The 23668-nt window shown below is 71.3% G+C and carries 20 protein-coding genes; 4 read left to right on the top strand and 16 right to left on the bottom strand.

The genetic code is table 11. The annotated features are described in order from the left end of the window. From ctaD to Bequi_RS08810, 5 genes are all read right to left on the bottom strand, one after another. Positions 1–1713: an aa3-type cytochrome oxidase subunit I gene (gene ctaD, locus Bequi_RS08790; protein WP_430623108.1), complete on the bottom strand. Its 1713-nt coding sequence runs from the start codon at positions 1711–1713 to the stop codon at positions 1–3. Continuing rightward, entirely contained in the window at positions 1710–2621 is a 912-nt protein-coding gene (gene ctaC, locus Bequi_RS08795) for an aa3-type cytochrome oxidase subunit II (RefSeq protein WP_249737560.1), read from the bottom strand. Before ctaC ends, ctaD begins: the two co-directional genes overlap by 4 nt. A 359-nt stretch (positions 2622–2980) precedes the next feature. Then, the gene (gene erpA, locus Bequi_RS08800; RefSeq protein WP_249737561.1) at positions 2981–3382 is read right to left on the bottom strand and encodes an iron-sulfur cluster insertion protein ErpA; all 402 of its coding nucleotides are present in this window, start codon (positions 3380–3382) and stop codon (positions 2981–2983) included. A 78-nt stretch (positions 3383–3460) separates the two neighbouring features. Then, on the bottom strand, positions 3461–3670 hold the full coding sequence (locus tag Bequi_RS08805; RefSeq protein ID WP_249737562.1) for a hypothetical protein: 210 nt from the start codon (positions 3668–3670) through the stop codon (positions 3461–3463). A 155-nt stretch (positions 3671–3825) separates the two neighbouring features. Further along, positions 3826–5241: a dipeptidase gene (locus Bequi_RS08810; RefSeq protein ID WP_249737563.1), complete on the bottom strand. Its 1416-nt coding sequence runs from the start codon at positions 5239–5241 to the stop codon at positions 3826–3828. A 59-nt stretch (positions 5242–5300) separates the two neighbouring features. Here Bequi_RS08810 and Bequi_RS08815 point away from each other — a divergent pair, with 59 nt between their 5' ends. Beyond that, the gene (locus tag Bequi_RS08815) at positions 5301–5912 is read left to right on the top strand and encodes a DUF3043 domain-containing protein (protein WP_249737564.1); all 612 of its coding nucleotides are present in this window, start codon (positions 5301–5303) and stop codon (positions 5910–5912) included. 104 nt (positions 5913–6016) lie between these two features. Here Bequi_RS08815 and aspS read toward each other — a convergent pair whose 3' ends face one another. Beyond that, positions 6017–7864, bottom strand: coding sequence for an aspartate--tRNA ligase (gene aspS, locus Bequi_RS08820; protein ID WP_249737565.1), 1848 nt, complete (start codon positions 7862–7864; stop codon positions 6017–6019). A gap of 240 nt (positions 7865–8104) precedes the next feature. On the opposite strand from aspS, the gene Bequi_RS08825 reads away from it, so the two are divergent. Continuing rightward, positions 8105–10054 (top strand): DEAD/DEAH box helicase, encoded by a 1950-nt coding sequence (locus tag Bequi_RS08825; protein ID WP_249737566.1) that lies wholly within the window; start codon positions 8105–8107, stop codon positions 10052–10054. Positions 10055–10175: 121 nt separating this feature from the next. On the opposite strand, the gene trxA is transcribed toward Bequi_RS08825, so the two are convergent. Together trxA and hisS are read right to left on the bottom strand one after the other, a co-directional pair. After that, positions 10176–10553, bottom strand: a complete 378-nt coding sequence (gene trxA, locus Bequi_RS08830) for a thioredoxin (protein ID WP_249737567.1) — start codon at positions 10551–10553, stop codon at positions 10176–10178. A gap of 60 nt (positions 10554–10613) precedes the next feature. After that, on the bottom strand, positions 10614–11984 hold the full coding sequence (hisS, locus tag Bequi_RS08835) for a histidine--tRNA ligase (protein WP_249737568.1): 1371 nt from the start codon (positions 11982–11984) through the stop codon (positions 10614–10616). Positions 11985–12189: 205 nt separating this feature from the next. Here hisS and Bequi_RS14385 point away from each other — a divergent pair, with 205 nt between their 5' ends. Both Bequi_RS14385 and Bequi_RS08845 read left to right on the top strand, forming a co-directional pair. Beyond that, positions 12190–13770 (top strand): DUF349 domain-containing protein, encoded by a 1581-nt coding sequence (locus Bequi_RS14385; protein ID WP_249737569.1) that lies wholly within the window; start codon positions 12190–12192, stop codon positions 13768–13770. A 92-nt stretch (positions 13771–13862) separates the two neighbouring features. Further along, positions 13863–14645 (top strand): type IV toxin-antitoxin system AbiEi family antitoxin, encoded by a 783-nt coding sequence (locus tag Bequi_RS08845; protein ID WP_249737570.1) that lies wholly within the window; start codon positions 13863–13865, stop codon positions 14643–14645. On the opposite strand, the gene Bequi_RS08850 is transcribed toward Bequi_RS08845, so the two are convergent. From Bequi_RS08850 to ruvC, 8 genes are all read right to left on the bottom strand, one after another. Next, positions 14588–16987 carry a RelA/SpoT family protein gene (locus Bequi_RS08850; protein WP_283774838.1) on the bottom strand — a complete coding sequence of 800 codons (2400 nt, stop codon included), beginning with the start codon at positions 16985–16987 and terminating at the stop codon, positions 14588–14590. The genes Bequi_RS08845 and Bequi_RS08850 overlap by 58 nt on opposite strands. 84 nt (positions 16988–17071) lie before the next feature. Beyond that, entirely contained in the window at positions 17072–17623 is a 552-nt protein-coding gene (locus Bequi_RS08855) for an adenine phosphoribosyltransferase (RefSeq protein ID WP_249737571.1), read from the bottom strand. A gap of 2 nt (positions 17624–17625) precedes the next feature. Continuing rightward, a complete protein-coding gene (gene secF, locus Bequi_RS08860; protein ID WP_249737572.1) occupies positions 17626–18765 on the bottom strand; it encodes a protein translocase subunit SecF in 1140 nt (379 codons plus the stop codon). Further along, complete coding sequence (gene secD, locus Bequi_RS08865) at positions 18762–20594, bottom strand: protein translocase subunit SecD (protein WP_249737573.1); 1833 nt, start codon at positions 20592–20594, stop codon at positions 18762–18764. Before secD ends, secF begins: the two co-directional genes overlap by 4 nt. 76 nt (positions 20595–20670) lie before the next feature. Continuing rightward, positions 20671–21078, bottom strand: coding sequence for a preprotein translocase subunit YajC (locus tag Bequi_RS08870; protein ID WP_249737574.1), 408 nt, complete (start codon positions 21076–21078; stop codon positions 20671–20673). A 153-nt stretch (positions 21079–21231) separates the two neighbouring features. Continuing rightward, the gene (gene ruvB / locus Bequi_RS08875) at positions 21232–22254 is read right to left on the bottom strand and encodes a Holliday junction branch migration DNA helicase RuvB (RefSeq protein ID WP_249737621.1); all 1023 of its coding nucleotides are present in this window, start codon (positions 22252–22254) and stop codon (positions 21232–21234) included. 104 nt (positions 22255–22358) lie between these two features. Next, positions 22359–23021, bottom strand: a complete 663-nt coding sequence (gene ruvA, locus Bequi_RS08880) for a Holliday junction branch migration protein RuvA (protein ID WP_249737575.1) — start codon at positions 23019–23021, stop codon at positions 22359–22361. Between the two features lie 26 nt (positions 23022–23047). Continuing rightward, on the bottom strand, positions 23048–23638 hold the full coding sequence (gene ruvC, locus Bequi_RS08885) for a crossover junction endodeoxyribonuclease RuvC (RefSeq protein WP_249737576.1): 591 nt from the start codon (positions 23636–23638) through the stop codon (positions 23048–23050). Positions 23639–23668 lie beyond the last annotated feature (30 nt).

Raw genomic sequence — 23668 nt, forward strand, 5'->3', positions numbered from 1 at the left:
TCAGTTGCTCGTCCTGTTCTTCACCGGCTCCTCAGCCAGGACATGGGTCTCCAGTCCGACCTCGGGGTGATGGAGGTCGAATGCGGGGCGCTCGGAGCGCACGCGCGGCAGCGAGTGGAAGTTGTGGCGCGGGGGCGGGCAGGAGGTCGCCCACTCGAGCGAGGCGCCGTAGCCCCACGGATCGTCCACCTCGACCTTCTCCTTCTTCATGTGCGTGAGCACGACGTTCAGGATGAAGGGCAGCGTGGAGGCTCCCAGGATGAAAGCGCCCACGGTGGAGAACTTGTTCATCCAGTCGAAGTTGTCCTCGGCCAGGTAGTTGACGTAGCGGCGGGGTGCGCCCTCGACGCCCAGCCAGTGCTGGACGAGGAAGGTCATATGGAAGCCGATCATCAGGAACCAGAAGTGGATCTTGCCCAGGCCCTCATGCAGCTTGTAGCCGAACATCTTGGGCCACCAGAAGTAGAAGCCCGCGAACATCTCGAAGGCCACCGTCCCGAACAGCACGTAGTGGAAGTGCGCCACGACGAAGTAGGTGTCCGAGAGGTGGAAGTCCAGCACCGGGGTCGAGAGGATGACGCCGGTGAGGCCGCCGAAGACGAAGGTCGTGAGGAAGCCGAGGGTGAACAGCATCGGCGTCTCGAAGGTGATCGAGCCGCGCCACATCGTGCCGATCCAGTTCGCGAACTTCACGCCCGTCGGAACCGCGATGAGCATCGTCATGAAGCTGAAGAAGTTCAGCATCACTGCGCCGGTGGTGTACATGTGGTGCGCCCACACGGTCACGGAGAGCGCGGCGATGGAGATCGTGGCGTAGACCAGGGTCTTGTAGCCGAAGATCGGCTTGCGGCTGAACACCGGCAGGATCTCAGTGGCGATGCCGAAGAACGGCAGGGCCAGCACGTAGACCTCGGGGTGGCCGAAGAACCAGAACAGGTGCTGCCAGAGGACGGGGCCGCCGTTCTCGGGATTGAAGATCTGCGCATCGAAGCGGCGATCCGCACCCAGGGCCAGCAGCGCCGAGGCGAGCACCGGGAACGCCATCAGCACCAGCACACCGGTGATGAGGATGTTCCAGGTGAAGATCGGCATGCGGAACATGGTCATGCCGGGCATGCGCATGCACAGGATGGTGGTGATGAAGTTGACCGAGCCCAGGATCGTGCCGAAGCCCTGCAAGCCCAGTCCGAAGACCCAGAGATCACCGCCCAGGCCTGGTGAGAACGTGGTGTCCGAGAGCGGCGCGTACGCGAACCAGCCGAAGGATGCAGCACCCTGCGGGGTGAGGAAGCCGGCCACCGCGATGATCGAGCCGAACAGCGTCAGCCAGAAGGCGAACATGTTCAGTCGCGGGAACGCCATGTCCACGGCGCCGATCTGCAGCGGCACCAGGTAGTTGGCGAAGCCGTTGAACAGCGGCGTGCCGAACATGAGCAGCATGATCGTGCCGTGCATGGTGAACAGCTGGTTGTACTGGTCCTTGGAGACGACGACCTGCAGACCGGGCTCCCAGAGCTCGGCGCGGATCATCAGCGCCAGGATTCCGCCGAAGCAGAAGAAGAAGAACGCCATCCCCATGTACATCTTGCCGATCAGCTTGTGATCGGTGGTGGTGAGGAGCTGGAAGAACTTCTGTCCGAGACTCGTCTCCCGCACGGGCGCGAACGCCTTCGCTGCGGGGGCCGTCGGTGCGACGGGCGTCTGGATGCTCACTGCTGGACCTCTTCTCCGGTGCGACCGTGCGCCTCGTCGTTCAATTCGCGCATGCTCCAGTCCTCCTGGTTGCGGTTCAGGTCCACGCCGAGCTGGCCGGTGTTGCCCTGATCGCGCAGCTCCTGCATGTGCTGGTCGTACTCGGCCTGCGAGACGACGCGGACGTTGAACAGCATGTCCGAGTGGAACTCGCCGCAGAGCTCTGCGCACTTGCCGGCGTAGACGCCCTCACGGGTCGGAGTGACCTGGAAGGAGGTGGTGTGGCCCGGGAACATGTCCTTCTTGTACAGGAAGTCGACGACCCAGAAGGAGTGGATGACGTCGCGGGAGTCCAGGCGGAACTCGACCGTCTGGTCCACCGGCAGCCACACCTCGGGCAGCGACTCCGCCGCGCCCGGAATCCCCGTCTCGAAGGACTGGACGCCGGCGGGCTCGTGGACGTCATCGGTGACGTAGTTGAAGTCCCAGCTCCACTGCTTGCCCACGACGTTCACCACGACATCGGGATCGGCGCGGTGCGCCTCGATCTCGCCGACGTCGCGCTGGGTGAAGTAGAAGAGCGTCATGATCATGACGATCGGCAGGAGGGTGAAGACCATCTCGATCGGCACGTGGTAGCGCAGCTGGACGGGGAAGCCCGTGTCGTTGCGGCGACGGCGGTACGCCACGGCGCACCAGATGGCCAGGCCCCAGACGATGAGGCCCACCACGAGCAGGACGAGCCAGGAGCTCGTCCACATCTGCGTGATGCGCGCCGTCTGGTTGGTGACCTCCACGCCGTCGGCAGGGCCGGGGAGGAAGCCGCGCTGCTGCTCACGGGTGCAGCCGGAGAGCGCGAGCGTGCCGAGCGCGATTCCGATCGCGACCCGGCGCAGCGGCCGCGGTCGGGGTGTGGCCTGGGGGATCACAGGATGACCTTCCACTCGTCAGCTCCGTTTCCCGCCCGCATCCCGGTCGAGGACCGGTGAGCGAGCGCTCTCGGAGCGAAAGCATGTCTGGGGTCGGGGCAGACCCGCGGGATGTGCGCGCCGATAGAGCATGACGGCACAGCGTCATCATACGTGCTTCACGGCAGGTGTTCAGCTATCAGGAACGATGTCGGGCGAGGCGTCGTGCATCTCGCGGCGCACCCGCCGAGCGCTCGTCCCCCGCCGCCCGGGATGCGCCGACGGGCCCGCCGCTCCCAGGAGGAGTCGGCGGGCCCGTCGGCCTGCAGCGCGCCGCGACTGCCGGCGGGCGCGGAGCGCGAATGCTCAGGTACAGAGGTTCAGCTGAACGAATCCCCGCACGCGCACGAGCTGCCCGCGTTGGGGTTGTCGATCGTGAAGCCCTGCTTCTCGATGGTGTCGGAGAAGTCGATCGTGGCGCCCGACAGGTACGGGGTGCTCATCTTATCCACGACGACCTCGACGCCGTCGAAGTCGACCGCCGCGTCGCCGTCCATCATGCGCTCGTCGAAGTAGAGCTGGTAGATGAGGCCCGAGCAGCCGCCAGGCTGCACAGCGATCCGCAGCCGCAGATCATCGCGGCCCTCCTGTGCGAGCAGCGAGCGGACCTTGTCCGCCGCCACCTCGGTCAGGACGACCCCGTGCGCGGGAGCCGGGGCGTCGGCGCCTGCGGGCGCAGCTGCTGCGGACGGCGCAGCGGTGGGCTCAGTGGTCGTTGTCATGGGGGTGCCTCCTCGGTACGGATGCCTCCAGCCTACGCCCCGCACCCCGGCGAGCGCCGAACCCGAGTCGCGGGGATCTCAGAAGCCGCCGCGGAACAGTGCCACGAGCATGATCCCGCCGTAGCCGAGCGCGAGCCCGAGAGCTCCGGCGATCGCGCCGTCGAGCGGCAAGCGGCCGGTGAAGACGGCAGAGACGCCCCAGATCACCAGGCCCAGCACCACGAGCCCGCCCCAGCCGACGAGGAAATAGGCGAGCAGGAACCCGAGGACGATCCCCAGGAGCAGCATCGGAATCGTGGCAGCGGACACACGGGGGGACCCGCCGCCGCTCTCCCCTGCTCGCGGCGCCTGCAGCGAGTGCGCCGCAGGCCGGGCGGTCGGCCGAGCGGAGGCAGCGGAAGGAGCGGATGCCTGATTCCGGGAGGCGCCGCGCTTCGCGCTCATCACGCGGGGTCCTGACCGCGGTGGAGCGAGCCGACGCCGAGCAGCAGGAGCGCCTCGGCGAGGCAGACGTTCGCGAACTCCCCCACATGCAGGGACTCGTCGATGCCATGGGCCCTCGAATCGGGGTCCTCCACCCCGGTGACGAGGACGTCGGCGCCGGGGAAGACCTCGAGGAGGTCGGCGATGAACGGGATCGAGCCGCCCAGTCCGGTGTCCACGGGATCGGTGCCCCATGCCCGGCGGAACGACTCGCGGGCGAGGTCCATCGCCGGGGAGCCGAGCGGGGCCTGGAAGGGGCGCCCCTGCTCGCCGCGACGGATCTCGAGGCGGCTGCCGCGCGGGGCGTGCGCCTCGAGGTGGGCGACGAGGGCGTCCATGGCGTCGGCGGGATCCTGACCCGGAGGGATCCGCAGGGAGAGCTTCGCGCTCGCGGCCGGCACGAGGGTGTTCGAGGCGTCGCGCACGCTCGGAGCATCGATGCCGATCACCGAGAGAGCGGGCTGGGCCCACAGGCGCGAGGTCAGCGACCCGATCCCCGCCAGCGGCATGCCCTCGAGCACTCCGGCATCGCGACGGAAGTCCTCCTCCGGCATGTCGACCGCGGGGGCGGGTGCGCTCACGAGGCCGGGGACGGCGACCGCGCCCTGCTCATCGTGGAGCGTGGCCACCAGGCGTCCGAGCTGGGTGAGCGCATCGAGGACCGGTCCGCCGAAGAGACCGGAGTGGACAGCGTGGTCCAGGACCCGCACGGTGACCGTCAGGTCGACCATGCCGCGCAGGCTCGTGGTGAGCGCCGGAGTGCCGACGGCCCAGTTCGCGGAGTCCGCCACGACGATGACGTCGGCCGCGAGGTCCTCGCGGAACGCCTCGATGAAGGGGCGGAAGGTGGGCGATCCCGCCTCCTCCTCGCCCTCGACGAAGACGGTCACACCGGTCCCCTGCGCGGCGAGCTCCTCGCCGACCAGCCGCAGCGCGGTCACGTGCGCCATGACGCCGGCCTTGTCGTCAGCGGCGCCGCGCCCGTAGAGGCGATCACCTCGCAGCGAGGGCTCGAAGGGAGCACTGCTCCAGGACTCCGGGTCGCCCGTCGGCTGGACGTCGTGGTGGGCGTACAGGAGGACGGTCGGGCGGCCGGGGGCCGCGGGCCGACGCGCGATCACGGCGGGCGCGCCTCCTTCGACGCTCTCGATGCGCACCTCGGGCATTCCCGCGCTGCGCAGGAGAGCAGCGACGGCCTCGGCGCTGCGCTGCACGGGCTCGCGGTCGTATCCGGGGAAGGCGATCGACGGGATCCGCACGAGGTCCTCGAGATCGGCGAGGGACTGCGGGAGCAGAGCCTCGAGGTCGCGGCGCAGGCTCTCGTGCTCCTGGGCGGCGGAGGGGGCGTCGGCTCGGGCGTCATCGGGAAGAGGCATGGCTCTACGCTAGCGCGCGTCGCGGCCGGTGCGGGCGCCTCCCCGCCTAGGATGGCCCCGTGAGTCCCCGAAACAGCACCCCTGAGCAGACCGAGCCCGTCCGCACCGGATCGAGCGCCGCCCCCTCCCCTGCCAGCACGCCCGGCAAGGGCCGGCCGACGCGCAGCCGCCGCGAGGCCGAGGCGGCGAACCGGCGCCCGATCGTGGTCGCGGATCGCAAGGAGGCGCGCCGCCGGGATCGCGCTCGCGCATCGGAGGAGCGTCAGGCCGCTCAGCAGGCGATGGTCACGGGCGACGAGTCGGCCATGCCGGCGCAGCACCGCGGCCCCGAGCGCCGCTTCGTGCGAGACGTCGTGGACTCGCGCCGCAACGTCGCCGACTACTTCTTCCCCATCGCTTTCATCGTGCTGATCCTCGGTCTGGTCCTGCCGCTGATCCTGCCGCGCCTCGCCACCGCGATGAGCTTCGCGATGCTGGTGGTGCTGTGGGGCGCGATCCTGCTCTGCGTGATCGACTCGTTCCTGCTGCGCCGGCGCCTGCGCGCTGCGCTCACGGAGCGCTTCGGCGCTGTGGGCACCGGCCTTCCCGGCTACGGAGTGATGCGGTCCCTCCAGTTCCGCCGCTTCCGCCTGCCCCGCCCGCAGGTGCGCCACGGGGAGCAGCCCCGCTGATCTGACGCGCGCCTGCCGGCCCCGGATCGGAGCGCGGGCGGCAAGCCCGCACAGCGGAACGACCCCGGAGCGCCAGCTCCGGGGTCGTTCCGCTGCGGGGGCTCTCAGCCCTCGGCGGGCTGCGCCTTCTCAGCCTCTGCCGCGGCATCGCCTGCCGCGGCGGCTGCAGCGTCGGACGCCTTCTTCGCCGCGGGGGCGGGCTCGGGCTTCGCGTCGACCCCCGCCTCCTTGCGCTGCTGCGCGGTGATCGGCGCCGGGGCCTGGGTCAGCGGGTCGAATCCGCCGCCGGACTTCGGGAAGGCGATCACCTCGCGGATCGAGTCGGTGCCGGCGAGCAGGGCCGCGATGCGGTCCCAGCCGAAGGCGATGCCGCCGTGGGGCGGCGCGCCGAAGGCGAAGGCGTCCAGGAGGAAGCCGAACTTCTCGCGCGCCTGCTCCTCGTCGATCCCCATCACCGAGAACACGCGCTCCTGCATGGCGCGCTGGTGGATGCGGATCGAGCCGCCGCCGATCTCGTTGCCGTTGCAGACGATGTCGTAGGCGTAGGCGAGAGCGCTGCCCGGATCGGTGTCGAAGGTGTCCGCGAACTCGGGCTTGGGAGACGTGAACGCGTGGTGAACTGCCGTCCAGGCCCCGGCGCCGACGGCGACGTCGCCGGCCGCGACGGCATCGCTCGCCGGCTCGAACATGGGCGCGTCCACGACCCAGACGAAGGAGAACGCGCTCTCGTCGATGAGGCCGAGACGCGCAGCGATCTCATCGCGCGCGGCGCCCAGCAGCGCGCGCGAGGGCTTGGGCTCGCCGGCGGCGAAGAACACGCAGTCGCCGGGACCCGCGCCCACGGCCGCAGCCAGCCCGGCCTTCTCCTGCTCCGAGATGTTCTTGGAGACGGGGCCGGTGAGGGTGCCGTCCTCCTGGATGAGCACGTAGGCGAGGCCCCTGGCTCCGCGCTGCTTGGCCCACTCCTGCCACGCGTCCAGCGTGCGGCGGGGCTGCGAGGCGCCGCCCTTCATCACGATGGCGCCCACGTACGGCGACTGGAAGACGCGGAACGGGGTGTTCGAGAAGAACTCCGTCATCTCGGTGATCTCGAGATCGAACCGCAGATCGGGCTTGTCGGATCCGTAGCGCCGCATCGACTCCGCATAGGTGATGCGCGGGATCGGGGTCGCGACCTCGTGGCCCGCGGCCTTCCACACGTTCACCAGGATCTTCTCGGCGAGGGCGATGACGTCCTCCTGGTCCACGAAGCTCATCTCGACGTCGAGCTGGGTGAACTCGGGCTGGCGATCGGCGCGGAAGTCCTCGTCGCGATAGCAGCGCGCGAGCTGGAAGTACTTCTCCATGCCCGCCACCATCAGCAGCTGCTTGAACAGCTGCGGCGACTGGGGCAGGGCGTACCAGCTTCCGGGCGAGAGCCGCGCCGGCACCAGGAAGTCGCGGGCGCCCTCAGGGGTCGAGCGCGTGAGAGTCGGCGTCTCGATCTCCACGAAGCCGTCGTCCAGCAGCGTCTCGCGCGCAGCGCGGTTGATCTGGGAGCGCAGGCGCAGGGTACGAGCAGGACCGCTGCGACGGAGATCCAGGTAGCGGTAGCGCAGCCTGGCCTCCTCGCCCACCTCGGTGTGGTCATCGAGCTGGAACGGCAGGGGGGCCGAGGTGTTCAGGACCTCGACGTCGGTCGCGGTCACCTCGACCGCACCCGTCGGCAGCGCCGGGTTCTCGTTGCCCTCGGGGCGCTTGTCGACGGTGCCCGTCACCTTCAGCACGTACTCGTTGCGCAGGTGCATCGCCTCGTCCTCGCGGACGACCACCTGGGCGACGCCGCTGGCGTCGCGGAGATCCAGGAAGGTCACACCGCCGTGGTCGCGACGGCGGCCGATCCAGCCGGTGAGGGTGACGGTCTGTCCGATGTGCTCCTCGCGGAGCTCACCGGCCTGATGGGTGCGCAGCACGGGACATGCCCTTCGTCGAAGTCGTGGGGACGCGCCCGGCACCGGGCCGCGCGCGGGGTGCGACGCCTCACAGGGCGGTGCGCACCGCCCTGATCGTAGCGCGGTGGTGAGGCATCTCGCCCCCGCAGACCCTGCCGGAGGTGGCAGGCGTCTCCGTATGCTGAGAGCTGTCCGACCTGCACGCCTGTGGGTCTGTTCCAACCCTCGCAGTCGAAGGACTCCATGCACCCCGATTCCCCCATGCCCGCCTCTTCCGAGACGGACGCTCCTGACGTCGAGACCTCCCAGGGCTCCGTCGCCGACGCCGCTCCCGCCGAGACCCCCGAGGCTCCCGCCGCCCCCGCGGAGCCCACGTTCGCCGATCTCGATCTGCCGCCGGCCCTGATGACCGCGGTGGCCGCTCTCGGCTTCACCCGCCCCTCCCCCATCCAGGAGCAGGCGATCCCCGCCCTCCTCTCGGGCCGCGACGTCATCGGCGTCGCGCAGACCGGCACCGGCAAGACCGCCGCGTTCGGCCTCCCCCTCCTGGCGGCCGTCGATTCGGCCGACCGCTCCACCCAGGCCCTCGTGCTCGCTCCGACCCGCGAGCTCGCGATGCAGGTCGCCGACGCGATCGCCTCGTTCGCCCAGGCATCCCGCGAGATCACGGTGACCTCCGTCTACGGCGGCTCCCCCTATCTCCCGCAGGAGCGCGCGCTCTCGAAGGGCTCGCAGGTCGTGGTCGGAACGCCCGGTCGCGTCATCGACCACCTCAAGCGCGGCAACCTCAAGCTCGACTCCCTGCGCTACCTCGTCCTCGACGAGGCCGACGAGATGCTCCGCATGGGCTTCGCGGAGGACGTCGACCAGATCCTCAGCTTCGCTCCGGAGAGCAAGCAGGTCGCGCTGTTCTCGGCGACCATGCCCCCGGCGATCAAGAAGGTCGCCGCCGAGCACATGACCGATCCGGTCTCCGTCTCGGTCGCGCGGCAGTCCTCCACCGTGACCTCCGTGCGCCAGCGCTACGCGGTCGTCCCGTTCCGCCACAAGACCGGCGCCCTGGCCCGGGTCCTCGCGACGTCCGACGCCGATGCGGCGATCGTCTTCGTGCGCACCCGCTCGGCCGCCGAGGACGTCGGCGTCGAGCTGCTCGCCCGCGGCATCGTCGCGGCGACGATCAGCGGCGACGTGGCCCAGAAGGAGCGCGAGAAGATCGTCGAGCGACTGCGCGACGGCTCCCTCGATGTGCTCGTGGCGACGGACGTCGCCGCCCGCGGCCTGGATGTCGAGCGCATCGGCCTCGTCGTGAACTTCGACGTCCCGGGCGAGCCCGAGGCCTACGTGCACCGCATCGGCCGCACCGGCCGCGCGGGCCGCACGGGAGAGGCGATCACCTTCGTCGCCCCGCACGAGCGCCGCAAGCTGCACGCGATCGAGAAGACGACTCGTCAGACCCTCGAGGAGTTCCAGATCCCGAGCCCGCGGGACGTCTCGATCCATCGCACCACCGCGCTCCTGCAGTCCGCTCCCGAGCGCGTCGAGCGCGGGCGACTGGACATGTACCTCGAGCGCATCGACGCCTTCCTCGAGGAGTCGAGAATGGATGCGCGCACCCTGGCCGCAGCGCTCACGGCCAAGGCTGTGGGCGATGAGGGCCCCGGCAGCCCCACGGCCGAGGACGAGGAGTTCACGGGCGCCTCGCTCAAGGGCGGCGACCGCGACCGCGGCTCGGACCGCAACGGTCCCCGCGGCGGCGCAGCGGCTTCGCGCACCGAGCACGGCTATACCAGCTACCGCGTCGGCGCGGGCCACTCCCACGGCGTCAAGCCTGCCGGGCTCGTCGGTGCGATCACCGGCGAGGGCGGCATCAACGGCAAGATGATCGGCAAGATCGACATCATGGGGTCCTTCTCCCTGGTGCAGATCCGCGGGTCGCTCTCCCCCGCGCAGATGGACCAGATCAGCCGGGCGAAGGTCGGGGGTCGCGCGCTGCGCATCTCCGAGGATCAGGGCCCTCGCGGCGGCGCAGGCCGTCCCGCCGGCCGCGGCGGGTTCGCCGGCAAGAGCGGCGGCCGCTTCGACAAGGGCGATCAGCGCGGCTCCGGCCGCGACCGCGGCGGCTATGACCGCCCCCGCTCCGCCGGGTCCGACTCGCGCGGCTCCCGCGACTGGCGCGACGAGCATCGCGGTCCGGGTCGCGATCACCGCTGATCAGCGGACATGAGGAGAGGGGCCTCGCACCGATGGTGCGAGGCCCCTCTTCTGTCGTGGTCGCAGGATGCTCGGGAGCGTCAGGGCGCTCCTGCCCGCTCCCGCGCGAGGCGCCGGGTGGTCAGGCCTGCGCCTGACCGCCCTTCTGCGACTCGGCGTACGCCGAGCGGACCTCGTCCATGTCCAGGCCCTGGACCTTGGAGATCAGGTCCTCGAGGGCGGAGGCGGGAAGGGCTCCGGCCTGCTGGAAGACCGGGATGCCCTCCCGGTATGCGACGAGGGTCGGGATCGCGGTGACGCCGTAGCGCATCGCGAGCTCCTGCTGGTCCTCGGTGTCGAGCTTCGCGAAGGTGACGTCGGGGTGGTCCTCGGCGGCCTTCTCGAAGATGGGGGCGAACCGCTGGCACGGAACGCACCAGCCCGCCCAGAAGTCGATCAGGACGACGCCGTCCTTGACGGTCTCGTCATGGTTCTCGGTGGTGAGAGTCGTGGTAGCCATGACCGGTAGAACGCTGACCCCCGTGCACGGATTCCCTGCCCCGTGCACGGGTGGGCGAGATCACTCCCCCTCAGCGGCCTTCGCAACCGGGAGGATGCGCACGTGGAGGTCCTCGGCCGGGGGCTGCCACGTGCTCTCGTCGGCCGGGACCTGCTCGCCGGTGCGGATGTCCCGCACCTCGTCGCCCGCGCCCTCGGAGATCGATCCCGGGAACCAGACGAAGGGGATGCGGCGCTTGTCCGCGTGGCGGATCTGCTTCCCGAGCTTCGCGGCGCTCGGGGCGACCTCGCAGCTGATCCCGCGCGCGCGCAGGGCGCGGGCGATCTCCTCGCTGCGGGCGCGCTCGGCCTCCTGGGACACCGAGACCAGCACGCACGTGGGGACGTCCCGCGACGGGCGCGCGAGCTCGGCGGAGATGATCCGCGAGACCAGTCGCGAGAGCCCGATCGAGAGTCCCACGCCGGGGTAGCTGTGACGGTTGTCCGCGGCGAGGCGGTCGTAGCGGCCGCCAGAGCAGATCGACCCCAGCGCCGCGTGGCCCTCGAGGAACGTCTCGAAGACCGTGCCCGTGTAGTAGTCGAGGCCGCGCGCGATGGAGAGGTCCGCGACCATGACGCCCGGCACGGAGCGCCCCACGCTCTCGAGGACGGCTGCGAGCTCGGCGATGCCCTCCTCGAGCATCTCGCCCTGGCCGCCGAGGGCCCGCACGCGATCGGCGAACGAGCCGTCGGCCGTGCGGATGCCCGCGAAGTCGAGGCAGGCGGCGGCCTGCTGCGCATCCGCGCCGGCCTCGCTCTGCAGGAGGCGGGAGGCCGCCTCGGCACCGATCTTCGGGAGCTTGTCGAGGGTGCGCAGGACCGCTCCGGTGTCGGCGAGCCCGAGGGAGGTGAAGAAGCCCTCCGAGAGCTTGCGGTTGTTCGCGTGGATCGTGAACCCGGGAAGCGGCAGGCGCGAGAGGATCTCGGCCATCACCACGGCGACGTCGGCCTCCAGGTGCGCCGGCAGGACGTCCTGGCCGACGATGTCGAGATCGGCCTGGTAGAACTCGCGGAAGCGGCCGTCCTGCGGCCGCTCACCGCGCCAGACCTTCTGGATCTGGAAGCGGCGCAGGGGGAAGGCGAGGTCGTTCTGGTGCTCCAGCACGTAGCGGGCGAGCGGGACGGTGAGGTCGAAGTGCAGTCCCAGCTGACGGGACGGATCGGCGCTCTCCCCCGGCTCCTCGCTCGCGTGCAGCCGCCGCAGCACGTAGACCTCCTTGTCGATCTCGCCCTTGCGGACGAGCTCGCTGAGCGGCTCGACCGCGCGCGTCTCGATCCCGGAGAACCCGTGGAGCTCGGCGACCTCGCGGAACACGTCGATGACGTGCTGCTCGATCTGGCGCTGCGCGGGCAGCCACTCGGGGAATCCGGACAGGGCGCTGATCTTCGCCACGAGGTCTCCTTGCATGAGGGGTCGGCCCTCCATTATCCGCCCTCGCGCCCCCGAGGGGCCGCCGTGCCCGCGCTCACGGGCAGGGGCGCGGGCACGGCAGGGAAGCCCTGTAGAGTGCGCTCGCGTGGCGATCCGCGCCACATCCGATGAGGCCACGGCAGTGGCAGTGCCCGCGATCCCAGCGGAATGAACGAAGGAGCTCCTGGTGAGCGAGAACGAGACTCCCGACGCCCCCGCCACCGAGGCCGGTCAGAGCACCGCCGACGAGCTCCAGCCCGCAGCGGAGACCTCCGCGCAGGAGCCCGCAGCGGGCGAGGCAGCCGTCCAGGAGCCCGCAGCAGACGGCACGGCCGCCGAGCAGCAGCCCGCGGCGGAGGACTCCGCAGCGCAGGCGGGCGCGGCGCCTGCCGCGCCGCGCCCCGCTCAGCCGCGCCGCCCCGGGCCTCCGAGCCCCGCGGCCCTCGCAGGGCGCAAGCCGGCCGTCACCCTCATCCCCGTCGCGCCCCCCGTGCAGTCCTATGCGGATGCCGACGTCGAGGCGGCTCTCGCATTCGGCGAGATCGACGAGGACGGCAGCATCATCGTCCTCGACGGCACGCAGAAGCGCGTGATCGGCACCGCCGCCGGGGAGGACCGCGCGCAGGCTCTCACGCCGCTGGCGCACGCCTACCTCGATCTCGTCGCGTTCCTGGACGTCACCGAGCAGCGCCTGGCGGTCCCCGACCTCACCCAGGCCGATCTCAACCGGCTCCTGGAGAACCTGCGCAAGAACCTCAAGGAGCCGAAGGCCATCGGCGACATCCCCGCGCTGCGCACGCGCGCCGCAGATCTGCGCGAAGTCGCGAAGGCTCGCATCCAGGCGCTCGAGTCGGAGCGGGTCGCCCAGCGCGAGGAGGCCGCAGCCGGCCGCACCGCGTTCGTCGAGTCCATCGAGGCTCTCGTGGCGACCGATCCCGACCGCATGAGCTGGAAGAGCGCCGGCGAGACCATGCGCGAGATGGTCCCCACCTGGAAGTCCATGCAGAAGGACGGCCCGGCCCTGGACCGTGCGACCGAGGATGCGCTCTGGAAGCGGCTCTCGGCGGCGCGCAGCGCCTTCGATCGCAAGCGCCGCGCGTTCTTCTCGCAGATCGACGAGCAGCACGGCGAGGCCGAGAAGGTCAAGGAGGACATCATCCGCCGCGCGGAGGCCCTCCAGGGCTCGACCGACTGGGGCCCCACGGTGCGCGAGTACCGCTCCCTCATGGACGAGTGGAAGGCCGCGCCCCGCGGCAACCGCAAGAAGGACGACGCCCAGTGGGCGCGGTTCAAGGCCGCGCAGGACACCTTCTTCGCCGCCCGCAACGAGGACCTCCACGCCTCGGACGCCGAGCAGCAGGAGAACCTGACGCTCAAGGAGAAGCTGCTCGAGCAGGCCGAGGCGATCGACCTCAGCAAGGGGCTGGACGCCGCGAAGGCCGCCCTCGGCTCGATCCAGGACGCCTGGGAGGCGGCCGGCAAGGTCCCGCGCGCAGCGATGCGACGGATCGAGGACCGTCTGCGCGCCGTCGAGCGCTCGGTCAAGCAGGCCGAGGACGACGAGTGGCGCCGCACCGACCCCTCGACGCGCGCCCGCGTCGAGGGCGCCTCCAGCCAGCTGCACAGCGCGATCGCCAGCTACGAGGAGGACCTCGAGAAGGCCCGGAAGTCCGGCGATCCGGCGAAGATCGCGAAGGCCGAGGAGGCCCTGCGCGTGCGCCGCGAGTGGCTCGAGGTCATCGAGCGCTCCAAGCGCGACCTCGGCTGAGGGCGAATCCTCCCCAGCTCCGCCAGCGGGACCGCAGCGGCGCCCGTCCACAATCGTGGAGGGGCGCCGCTGCTGCATGCCATGCTCCCTGCATGACCGCACCCGCCCGGGCCCTCCCCTGCGCCGCCTGGTCCGCGCACGCCGCCGACCTCGCCGCGCCGCTGGAGCGCGAGATGGCGCAGTGGCCGGCAGGGAGCCCCTCCACCGAGGGGGCGGTGCTCGACGGGCACGTGCTGCGCCTCGATCGCGACCTCTGCATCCCCGCTGATCTTGCGCGCACCGCGCTGGACCGCGCGCTCCTGGTGGGCTGCGTGATCGGCGAGCAGCTGCGGCCCCACCACGTGATCGCGGGACGGTCCGCGCTCTGGGTGCATCTGGGAGGCGCCTTCCCCCGCCCTCTCGAGCTGCTCACCTCTGCGCACCGCAGTCTCGTCAGCGGCGCGAGCGTGCGCCACTGCACCCTGCTGCCCGAGGAGATCGACGTCATCGCCGGAGCGCCGGTCACGAGCCCCGCCCGCACTTGCATAGACCTGATGCGCTTCGCGCCTCAGGACGCGGCAGTGCGCGCGGTCGCCGCGATGCTCGGAGCCGGTCTCTGCACCCCCGCGCAGCTGGGGCGCGCCCTGCGCTCGGTGCAGGGCCTGCGCGGCTCGAGGAGGGCCGCTGAGCTGCTGCGCGGCATGGAGGATCCGCGAGCGCGCCCCTCGGTGGACGCGCGAGCGCGCCGCTTCACCCGGGAGCCGTGCGGGCACCCCGAACACCGCGAGCACCCCGAGCCCCGCGAAGGGCGAGCCCCTGGACCCGGGCTCCAGGGCGCTCAGGCGCGCGCGGCCTCGCGCCCCTCTACCGGCTTGCCGTCGGCGGTCACCCGGTAGGCGTCGTAGACGCCCTCGACCTTCCGCACCTGGGTCAGCACGGACTGCAGATGGCTCGGATCGGCGAGCTCGAAGGTGAAGTTCGCGACCGCGAGCCGATCGCGGTGGGACTGGCACGAGGCGGAGCTGAGGTTCACGTGCTGGTCGGAGATCACCAGAGCGAGGTCCGTGAGCAGGCGACCCCGGTCCAGGGCCTCGACCTTGATGTGCACCATGTACGTCGCGCCCGTGCGACCGGACCAGTGCACCGGGACGATGCGCTCGGGATCCTGATCGACCAGCTGGCGCACATTGCTGCAGGCCTCGTGGTGCACGGAGATGCCCGCGCCCCGTGTCACGAAGCCGAGGATCGGATCGCCCGGCACGGGGGTGCAGCACTTCGCGAGCTTCACCCAGAGATCGCTCTGGCCGTCGACCTCGACCCCCTGGTCCGTCTCGGCCGTGTGCTGCTGCGCGTGCGAGCGCCGGGAGAGCGCCTTGGAGGGCACCGTCATCTCGACGATGTCCTCCTCGCTCCCCGCCTCTCCCCCGAGACCGGCGCGAAGCGTCTCGACGACGTGCGCGGCGCTGATATGCCCCTCGCCGATGGCGGTGTAGAGCGAATCGACCGACGGCTGGTGGAGATCCAGCGCGACCCCGTTGAGGATCTCGTGGGTCAGCAGGCGCCGCATCGGGAGGTCCTGGCGGCGCAGCGCCTTGGCGAGCTCGTCCTTGCCCTTCTCCAGCGCCTCCTCGCGGCGCTCCTTGGAGAACCACTGCCGGATCTTCGTGCGCGCGCGGGGGGACTTCACGAAGCCGAGCCAGTCGCGGCTCGGACCCGCGTCGTCGGCCTTGGAGGTGAACACCTCGACCACATCGCCGGTGCTCAGCGCCGAGTCCAGCGGGACCAGCCGACCGTTCACGCGCGAGCCCATCGTGCGGTGACCCACCTCCGTGTGCACGGAGTAGGCGAAGTCCACCGGGCTCGCCCCCTGCGGGAGGGCGATGACGTCGCCCTTCGGGGTGAAGACGAACACCTCCTGGCTGTTGATCTCGAAACGCAGGGAGTCGAGGAACTCCCCCGAGTCGCTCGTGTCCTTCTGCCAGTCCATGAGCTGGCGCAGCCAGGCCATCTCTCCGCTGCCGCCGCGCTGGTCGGGATTCGCCCCTGCGAGCGCCTTGTACTTCCAGTGGGCCGCCACTCCGTACTCGGCGCGGCGGTGCATCTCCCGGGTGCGGATCTGGATCTCCACGGGCTTGCCCGTCGGACCGATCACGGTCGTGTGCAGCGACTGGTAGAGGTTGAACTTCGGCAGGGCGATGTAGTCCTTGAACCTGCCGGGGATCGGCGACCACCGCGAATGGAGGATGCCGAGCACGCCGTAGCAGTCCCGCACCGTGTCGACCAGGACGCGGATCCCCACCAGGTCGTAGATGTCGGCGAAGTCCCGGCCGCGCACGATCATCTTCTGATAGATCGAGTAGTAGTGCTTGGGCCGGCCGGTGACGGTCGCCTTGATGCGGGCCTGGCGCAGATCGTCCTGGATCTGACCGGAGACGCTCTGCAGGTACTGCTCGCGCGCGGGAGCGTGCTGCGCGACCAGCGAGACGATCTCGTCGTACACCTTGGGGTACAGGACCTGGAAGGAGCGGTCCTCGAGCTCCCACTTGATGGTGTTCAGCCCGAGCCTGTGCGCCAGCGGCGCGTAGATCTCCAGGGTCTCCTTGGCCTTGCGCTCGGCGGAGGCCGACGGCACGTACTTCCAGGTGCGCGCGTTGTGGAGGCGATCGGCGAGCTTGATGAGCAGCACGCGGATGTCCCGGCTCATCGCCACGATCATCTTGCGCACGGTCTCGGCCTGCGCGGCCTCCCCGTAGGTGACCTTGTCGAGCTTGGTCACGCCGTCCACCATGACGGCGACCTCGTCGCCGAAGTCGCTGCGGAGCTGGTCCAGGGAGTAGTCGGTGTCCTCGACCGTGTCGTGCAGGAGCGCCGCGGCCAGCACCTCCACCGGGCTGCCGAGCTCCGCCAGGATCGTGGCGACGGAGACCGGGTGGGTGATGTACGGATCGCCGCTCTTGCGCATCTGGCCGCGGTGCGCCTTCTCGGCGACCGCGTACGCCCGCTCCAGGAGCGCGAGGTCCTCCTTGGAGCGCGTGGACACCACGACCTGCGCGAGGGGCTCGAAGTATGCGCTCGCCGGTCCGGCCGAGGGCGTCGCGGCCGAGCGCGCGCCGAAGAACGAGAACGGGGACCGCGAGCGACGAAGGGTGGGCACCGCGGAGTCGCCGACCCCGGAGCGGGGCGCAGCCGACGACCCGGCCCTTGGCTTCGGGACCGTGGGCTTGTCCTGGTCAGGCATGGGGCCACCTCCTTGCGCGGAGCGGCAAGTCTATGCCGTGGCCAGGGCTGCCCGGACCGGTGTCCGGGCAGCCCGGCTCCGGGATCAGTTCGGGATCGACCAGACGGTCGTCACGGGGACCTCGGGCAGCTTGCTGCGGCCGTCCAGGCCCTGCAGCTCGACGAGGAACGAGGCGCCCAGCAGCTCGACGTCGAACTGGCGGACCAGCTCGATCGCCGCGGCCGCGGTGCCGCCGGTGGCGAGCAGGTCGTCGACCACGAGCACCCGTGATCCGGCGGGGATCGCGTTCTCGGCGATCTCGACGGTCGCGCTGCCGTACTCCAGGGAGTACGAGATCTGGCGCGGCGTGCCCGGCAGCTTGCCGGCCTTCCGGGCGGGGATGAACCCGGCGCCGAGCTCGTAGGCCAGCGGGGTGCCCATCACGAATCCGCGCGCCTCGAGGCCGACGATGTAGTCGATGCGCTCCGGGAGGATCGAGCACCAGTGGCTGATGATCGCGTGGAAAGCGACCGGGTCCGCGAGCAGCGGCGTGATGTCGCGGAACAGCACCCCGGGCTCGGGGAAGTCGGGGTACTCGGCGATCCGGCTGGTCATCAGCTCCTGGAGCGCCTGCGGGGTGAGGGAGGGTCGGGTCATCGTCAGCGCCTTGTCTGCGAGGGGTGCGAGGAGGCGCGGGAGGAGCCGCCGGCGGCGGCCTCCCGCTCGGGGTGCGCGATCCCCGAGCGGTCGGCGCGAGCGCCGGCCTCCGGGTCCGCGTCGATCGGGGGCTGGGAGGGGTCGGTGCCGGCCGGCGCGCCGGCGGCGCGCGCGGCGTGCACGCGATCCGTGTGCTCGCGGATCGCGCGCTCGCGCCCGCGGAGGGTGACCAGCAGGCCGGGGGCGATGAACGCCGAGGAGTAGGTGCCCACGAGGATGCCGATGAACAGCGCGAGCGAGATGTCCTTCAGTGTGCCCGCGCCCAGCAGCAGGGCGCCGATCGCGAGGATCGAGCCCACCGGCAGCAGGGCCACGATCGCGGTGTTCAGCGAGCGCATGAGGGTCTGATTGGCCCCGAGCTCGACCGCCTCGGCGTAGGTGAAACGGGTCTGGGAGCCGAGGTCCTCGGTGTTCTCGCGCACCTTGTCGAACACGACGATCGTGTCGTACAGGGAGTAGCCGAGGATCGTGAGGAAGCCGATCACGGTCGCGGGCGTCACCTCGAACCCGACCACGCCGTACACGGCGGCGGTGAGGAGCATGTCGTGCACCAGCGTGAGCATCGCCGCGAGGGAGACGGTCGCATTGCGGAAGTAGAGCGCCATCACGATCGCGACCAGCACGATGAACACGGCGACCCCGCGCACCATCTTGCCCGTGACGTCCCCGCCCCAGACCGGGCCGATGAACGAGCTGGAGACGTCCTGGGGCTGGACTCCGTAGGCGTCCGCGAGCTCGGCGGCGACCTGCTGGGTCTGCGCGGAGTCGAGCTCGGCCGTCTGCACGCGCAGCGCGGTGCCGCCGATGGCGGTGATCTTGGGCTCGTTCTGGGGCACGTGCGCGCGCACGACGTCGCGGGCGAGCGACTCGTCCCCGGAGGCGGCGCCGGCGATCTGGAACTCGGATCCTCCCGTGAACTCGATGCCGAGGTTCACCCCGCGCAGCGCGGCGATGCCGCCGAGGAGCACGAGCGCGATCAGGCTGATCGCGTACCAGGTGCGGCGGCGGCGCACGATCGGCACCGAGACCTTCCCGGAGTGGAGGTCGTTGCCGAGGGAGGAGAGGCGGGTCAGGGTGCTCATCGTGCGCTCCTGTCGGTGGAGACGTCAGGGGCGGTGCGGTCGGCCTCCGGGGAGGGCTGCGCCTCGCGCGCGAGGCGCGCCTTGCGCTCGGCGAGGGTCTCGCGCGGCGCCGCGTCGCGATCGCCGCGACCGCTGCGGGAGCGCTCGGACGCGTCTGCGCGCTCGGATCCGGAGCGGATGCGCCCGCGCCCCGCATAGGCGGGCACGGAGCGTCCCAGCAGGGCGGGATCGAGCCCGCTCATCGGATGGCCCTTCCCGAAGAAGCGGGTGCGCACGAGCGCCTGCAGCAGCGGGTGCGTGAACAGGAACACCACCAGCAGGTCCAGGAGAGTCGTCAGCCCCAGGGTGAAGGCGAACCCGCGCACTCCGCCCGTGGAGAGCAGGTACAGCACCACCGCGGCGATCAGGTTGACCGCGTCGGAGGCGAGGATCGTGCGCTTGGCGCGATCCCACCCGTGGTCGACGGAGGCGACGATGCCGCGACCGTCGCGGATCTCGTCGCGCACGCGCTCGAAGTAGACGATGAAGGAGTCGGCGGTGAAGGCGATCGCGACGATCAGACCCGCCACCCCGGCGAGCGAGAGGCGGTAGCCGATCTCGGGGATGTGGGACAGGATCGTCATCACGAGGTAGGCGAGCACGCCCATCACCAGCAGGCTGGAGGTGGTGACGATCGCGAGGGTGCGGTACTGGAGCGCCGCGTAGATGACGACGAGCACGAGGCCGATGAGTCCCGCCAGGAGGCCCTTCTGCAGCTGGTCGCCGCCGAGGGTGGCCGAGATCTGCTGCTCGGACTGCACCTCGAACTGGAGCGGGAGCGCCCCGAACTTCAGCTGGTTCGCGAGCTGCGTGGCCTGATCCTGCGTGAAGGATCCGGTGATCGAGGCGTTGGTGCTGGTCGGCGCCTGGACCACGGGCGCGGAGATGACCAGTCCGTCCAGGAGGATGCCGAACTGCGTGGTCGCTCCCTCCTGGCCGTAGAGCGCCTGGGTCATGGCGCCGAAGGCCTCGCCCCCCTGCGCGTCGAAGGTCATGTTCACGACGTAGAAGCCGGTCGACTGGCCGGTGGGGGTGGTCTCGGGCCCCACTCCGGCGTCCACGATCGAGGAGCCTGCGACGACCGTCGGGCCGAGGACGAACTTCGCGGAGCCGTCGGGCGCGCATGCGACGACGGGCAGGGATGCGGGAGCCTGCGAGGCCTTCTCCTGCTGGAGCGAGGGATCGGTGCAGTCGACCTGCATCACGTCGTTCTGGATGCCGCTGGAGATCCAGTCCATGGACCACGGCGCGGGAGTGCCCGTCTCCTGGGCGGCGGTCCCGTCGCTCGCGCCGGTGCCGGTCGCCGTGCTCGTCGCCGGGGCGTAGGGATCCTCCAGGGACACGGGGCCGGAGAAGGTGCCGGCAGAGGGATCCGTCGCGCCGCCCGCATCGCTCGGGGCGCCGGTGCCCTCGGGCGCCACGGTGCCGAGCACCGGGCGGAAGGAGAGCGCGGCGGTCTGGCTGAGCGCCTCGCGCGTGGCCTCGTCGAGCTGGCCCGGGACGTCGACCACGATGTTGGTGCCGCCCTGGACCGAGATCTCGGTCTCGGCCACGCCCATCGCGTTGACGCGCTGGGCGATGATCTGGCGGGCCTGCTCCATCGCCTGCGCATCGACCGTCGAGCCGGCTGTGGTGGAGGCCTGCAGGATGACCTGCGTGCCGCCCTCGAGATCCAGGGCGAGCTTCGGCGCAGGGTCCCAGCCTCCACGGGTCACCCCGGCGAGGACGGTCCCGCCGAGGATCAGCAGGATCAGGACGAGGGCGCCCAGGGAGAGTCGGCGTGCGGGCATAGGTGCGGGATTCCTCAGCAGACGGCGGAAGCGATCGCCCCGGCGCGCAGCCGGGGCGATCTGCGGAGCGGTGCGATCAGCGCAGCGGGTCGGTCTCGTCCCGGCGAGCGGTCACGCCGGGGATGGTGTCGTCCGCGCGGTCCGCGCTCTCGAGCGTCTCGAACTCCTCGCTGGTGCCTGCGGTGCGCTCGGCATCGCTCGGCTCGAGGGGGGCGTCGGAGACGGCCGACGGGGCAGCAGGCCCTGCGAGGGCCGCGCGCGACCACTTGGTGAGGGCGCCCGACTCGGTCTCGAGGATGACGACATCCTCGAACTCCTCGACGATCAGGCCGTAGAAGCCGGAGTGCGTGCGCACCTCGTCGCCGACGGTGAGCGCTCTCTGCACTTTCTGCAGCTCGACCTGGGCTGCGCGCTGGCGGCGGGTCATCAGCATCATCGGCACGATGAGCACGGCGAACAGGAGGAGCGGGAGCAGGAGTTCCACGGGGGCCCTTTCACGGAGCGGAGCGGGGCGGAAGGACTCCGCCGCGCACCGGCCCACTGTACCCGGCGCAGCCTGATCGCCCGGGAGGGCCCGGCCGCGCGGGTCGGGGCGGGAGCGGGACCCGATCCTCAGAACCGAGCGGAGATCCGATTCTCAGAACCGTCCGAGCGTCGGCTCGATCGCCGCTCCCGGCGTCGGGGCGGGCAGGCCGAGGTGCTCCCAGGCCTGCGCGGTGGCGATGCGCCCGCGGGGTGTGCGCGAGAGGAATCCCTCCCGCACCAGGTAGGGCTCGACCATCGTCTCCACGGTCTCGGTCTCCTCCCCCACCGCGACGGCGAGGGTGGACAGCCCCACGGGGCCTCCGGCGAAGCGGGTGCACAGCGCTGCGAGCACAGCGCGGTCCAGCCGATCGAGACCGCGGGGGTCGACCTCGTAGACCTCGAGCGCCGCGCGCGCCGCGTCCAGATCCAGCTCTCCGCTGCCGCGCACGAGCGCCCAGTCGCGCACGCGCCGCAGGAGGCGGTTCGCGATGCGCGGCGTGCCGCGCGAGCGCGAGGCGATCTCCCGGGCCGCCCCCTGGGCGATCTCCACCTCCAGCTGGGCGGCGGAGCGCATCACGACCTCGTGCAGCTCGTGCGGCTGGTAGTAGTCCAGATGGCCGACGAAGCCGAAGCGGTCGCGCAGCGGAGCCGGCAGGAGCCCGGCGCGCGTGGTCGCGCCGACCATCGTGAACGGCGGCAGGTCCAGCGGGATCGACGTCGCCCCCACGCCCTTGCCGACGACCACGTCGACGCGGAAGTCCTCCATGGCGATGTAGAGCATCTCCTCGGCGGGCCGGGCGAGGCGGTGCACCTCATCGATGAACAGCACCTCCCCCTCCTCGAGGGAGGAGAGGATCGCGGCGAGATCGCCGGCGTGCTGGATCGCCGGTCCGGAGGTGATCCGCAGGGGGACCCCGATCTCCGCGGCGATGATCATGGCCAGCGTGGTCTTGCCGAGCCCCGGGGGGCCCGACAGGAGCACGTGCTCGGGAGCGCGGCCGCGCGCCTGGGCGGCGTCGAGGACGAGCGAGAGCTGGTTCCGCACGACCTGCTGGCCGACGAACTCCGTCAGCCGCCGCGGGCGCAGAGCGGCCTCGGCCGCCCGCTCCCGATCCCCCGACTCTGCGCGCACCAGGGCCTCCTGGGCCCATGCCTCGCTGGCGCCCGCCTCCCCCGCCGCAGCGGACTCGTCCGCTGGGAGGAAGGGCTCGCCGCCTCCGAGCGCCTCGCCCTCCGCTCTCACCTGCTGCCCCCGAGACCCCGCAGGGCGCTGCGCAGCAGGGTCGCCGGGTCGATCGCAGCGCCCTGCTCGCCCCCGGCGCTCGCGGCGGCGAGCTCCTCGTGCGCGCGGGAGACGGCCTCGGTCGCGCTCTTCTCGGGCCAGCCGAGCCCCAGCAGCGCCTCGAGGACCTGCGCTTGCACTCCGCTGGTCCCGGCCGGCTCCGCGCCGCGTTTCGACGGCGCCCCGGAAGAGCCCTCTGCGGCCGCAGCGGGCTCGATCGGCGGCGCGAGCCGGCCGCCGAGCTCGAGGACCATGCGGCTGGCGACCTTCGGCCCGATGCCGGGCGTGCGACTGATCGCCTTGATGTCCTGCGCAGCGACGGCGCGGGCGAGATCCTCGGGGGACATGACCGCGAGGACCGACAGGGCGAGCCGCGGGCCGATGCCGCTGACCGACTGGACGATGCGGAAGGCGTCGGCGTCCTGCGCGGAGGGGAAGCCGAACAGCGTCATCGAGTCCTCGCGCACCACCATCTCGGTGTGCAGCGTGAGGTCGGCGCCGAGGCGGGTCTGCGCGAGCGCCGCGGGAGTCGTGCGCACGAGGTACCCGACTCCGTGCACGTCCAGGACGAGGGAGTCGAGACCGAGGGAGGCGACCGTTCCGGTCAGGGTTGCTATCACGGCACCATCGTAGAACGTGTGTTCGATCAGAAGCGGGAGGAGGAGGTGTCCCGGGCGCGCCGCGCGGAGCGCTCGGCCTCGGCCCACACGGCCTGCGCGCTCGTGCGCGCCTTCCCGCCCGCGTCCAGTCGCACCGGCCCCGGCCCGCGCCAGATCTGCGTGAGCGCGATCGCGAGGGCGTCGGCCGCGTCGGCGGGAGAGGGGGGTGCATCCAGGCCCAGAAGCTTCACGAGCATGGTCTGGATCTGCTTCTTGTCGGCCCGGCCGCTGCCGGTGACGGCGGCCTTGACCTCGGAGGGCGTGTGAATGGCCACGCGGATCCCGCGCTGCGCGGCCAGGAGCACCGCGACGCCGGACACCTGCGCGGTGCCCATGACGGTGGAGGTGTTGTTCTGCGCGAAGACCCGCTCGATCGCGACGACATCCGGGGCGTGCTCCTCGAGCTTCGCCTCGAGGCCGCGCGCGATCTCCAGGAGGCGGATGTCCAGGGTGTCCTCGTGGCGGGAGCGCACCACCCCCACGTCCACCAGGGAGGCGGAGCGGCCGATGCCCGCATCGAGCACCCCGTAGCCGCAGCGCGTGAGGCCGGGATCCACGCCCAGCACCCGGAGGGTCACGACCGGACCTCTCCGGGTGCGGGCGGGCGC

The organism is Brachybacterium equifaecis, assembly GCF_023509525.1.
Classification (GTDB): Bacteria; Actinomycetota; Actinomycetes; order Actinomycetales; family Dermabacteraceae; genus Brachybacterium; species Brachybacterium equifaecis.

Coding starts and splice junctions, on each gene's coding strand:
- erpA (WP_249737561.1), bottom strand. CDS start 3,382: ATGACAACGACCACTGAGCCCACCGCTGCGCCGTCCGCAGCAGCTGCG.
- Bequi_RS08805 (WP_249737562.1), bottom strand. CDS start 3,670: ATGCTGCTCCTGGGGATCGTCCTCGGGTTCCTGCTCGCCTATTTCCTC.
- Bequi_RS08810 (WP_249737563.1), bottom strand. CDS start 5,241: ATGCCTCTTCCCGATGACGCCCGAGCCGACGCCCCCTCCGCCGCCCAG.
- Bequi_RS08825 (WP_249737566.1), top strand. CDS start 8,105: ATGCCCGCCTCTTCCGAGACGGACGCTCCTGACGTCGAGACCTCCCAG.
- trxA (WP_249737567.1), bottom strand. CDS start 10,553: ATGGCTACCACGACTCTCACCACCGAGAACCATGACGAGACCGTCAAG.
- Bequi_RS08845 (WP_249737570.1), top strand. CDS start 13,863: ATGACCGCACCCGCCCGGGCCCTCCCCTGCGCCGCCTGGTCCGCGCAC.
- Bequi_RS08850 (WP_283774838.1), bottom strand. CDS start 16,987: ATGCCTGACCAGGACAAGCCCACGGTCCCGAAGCCAAGGGCCGGGTCG.
- Bequi_RS08855 (WP_249737571.1), bottom strand. CDS start 17,623: ATGACCCGACCCTCCCTCACCCCGCAGGCGCTCCAGGAGCTGATGACC.
- secF (WP_249737572.1), bottom strand. CDS start 18,765: ATGAGCACCCTGACCCGCCTCTCCTCCCTCGGCAACGACCTCCACTCC.
- secD (WP_249737573.1), bottom strand. CDS start 20,594: ATGCCCGCACGCCGACTCTCCCTGGGCGCCCTCGTCCTGATCCTGCTG.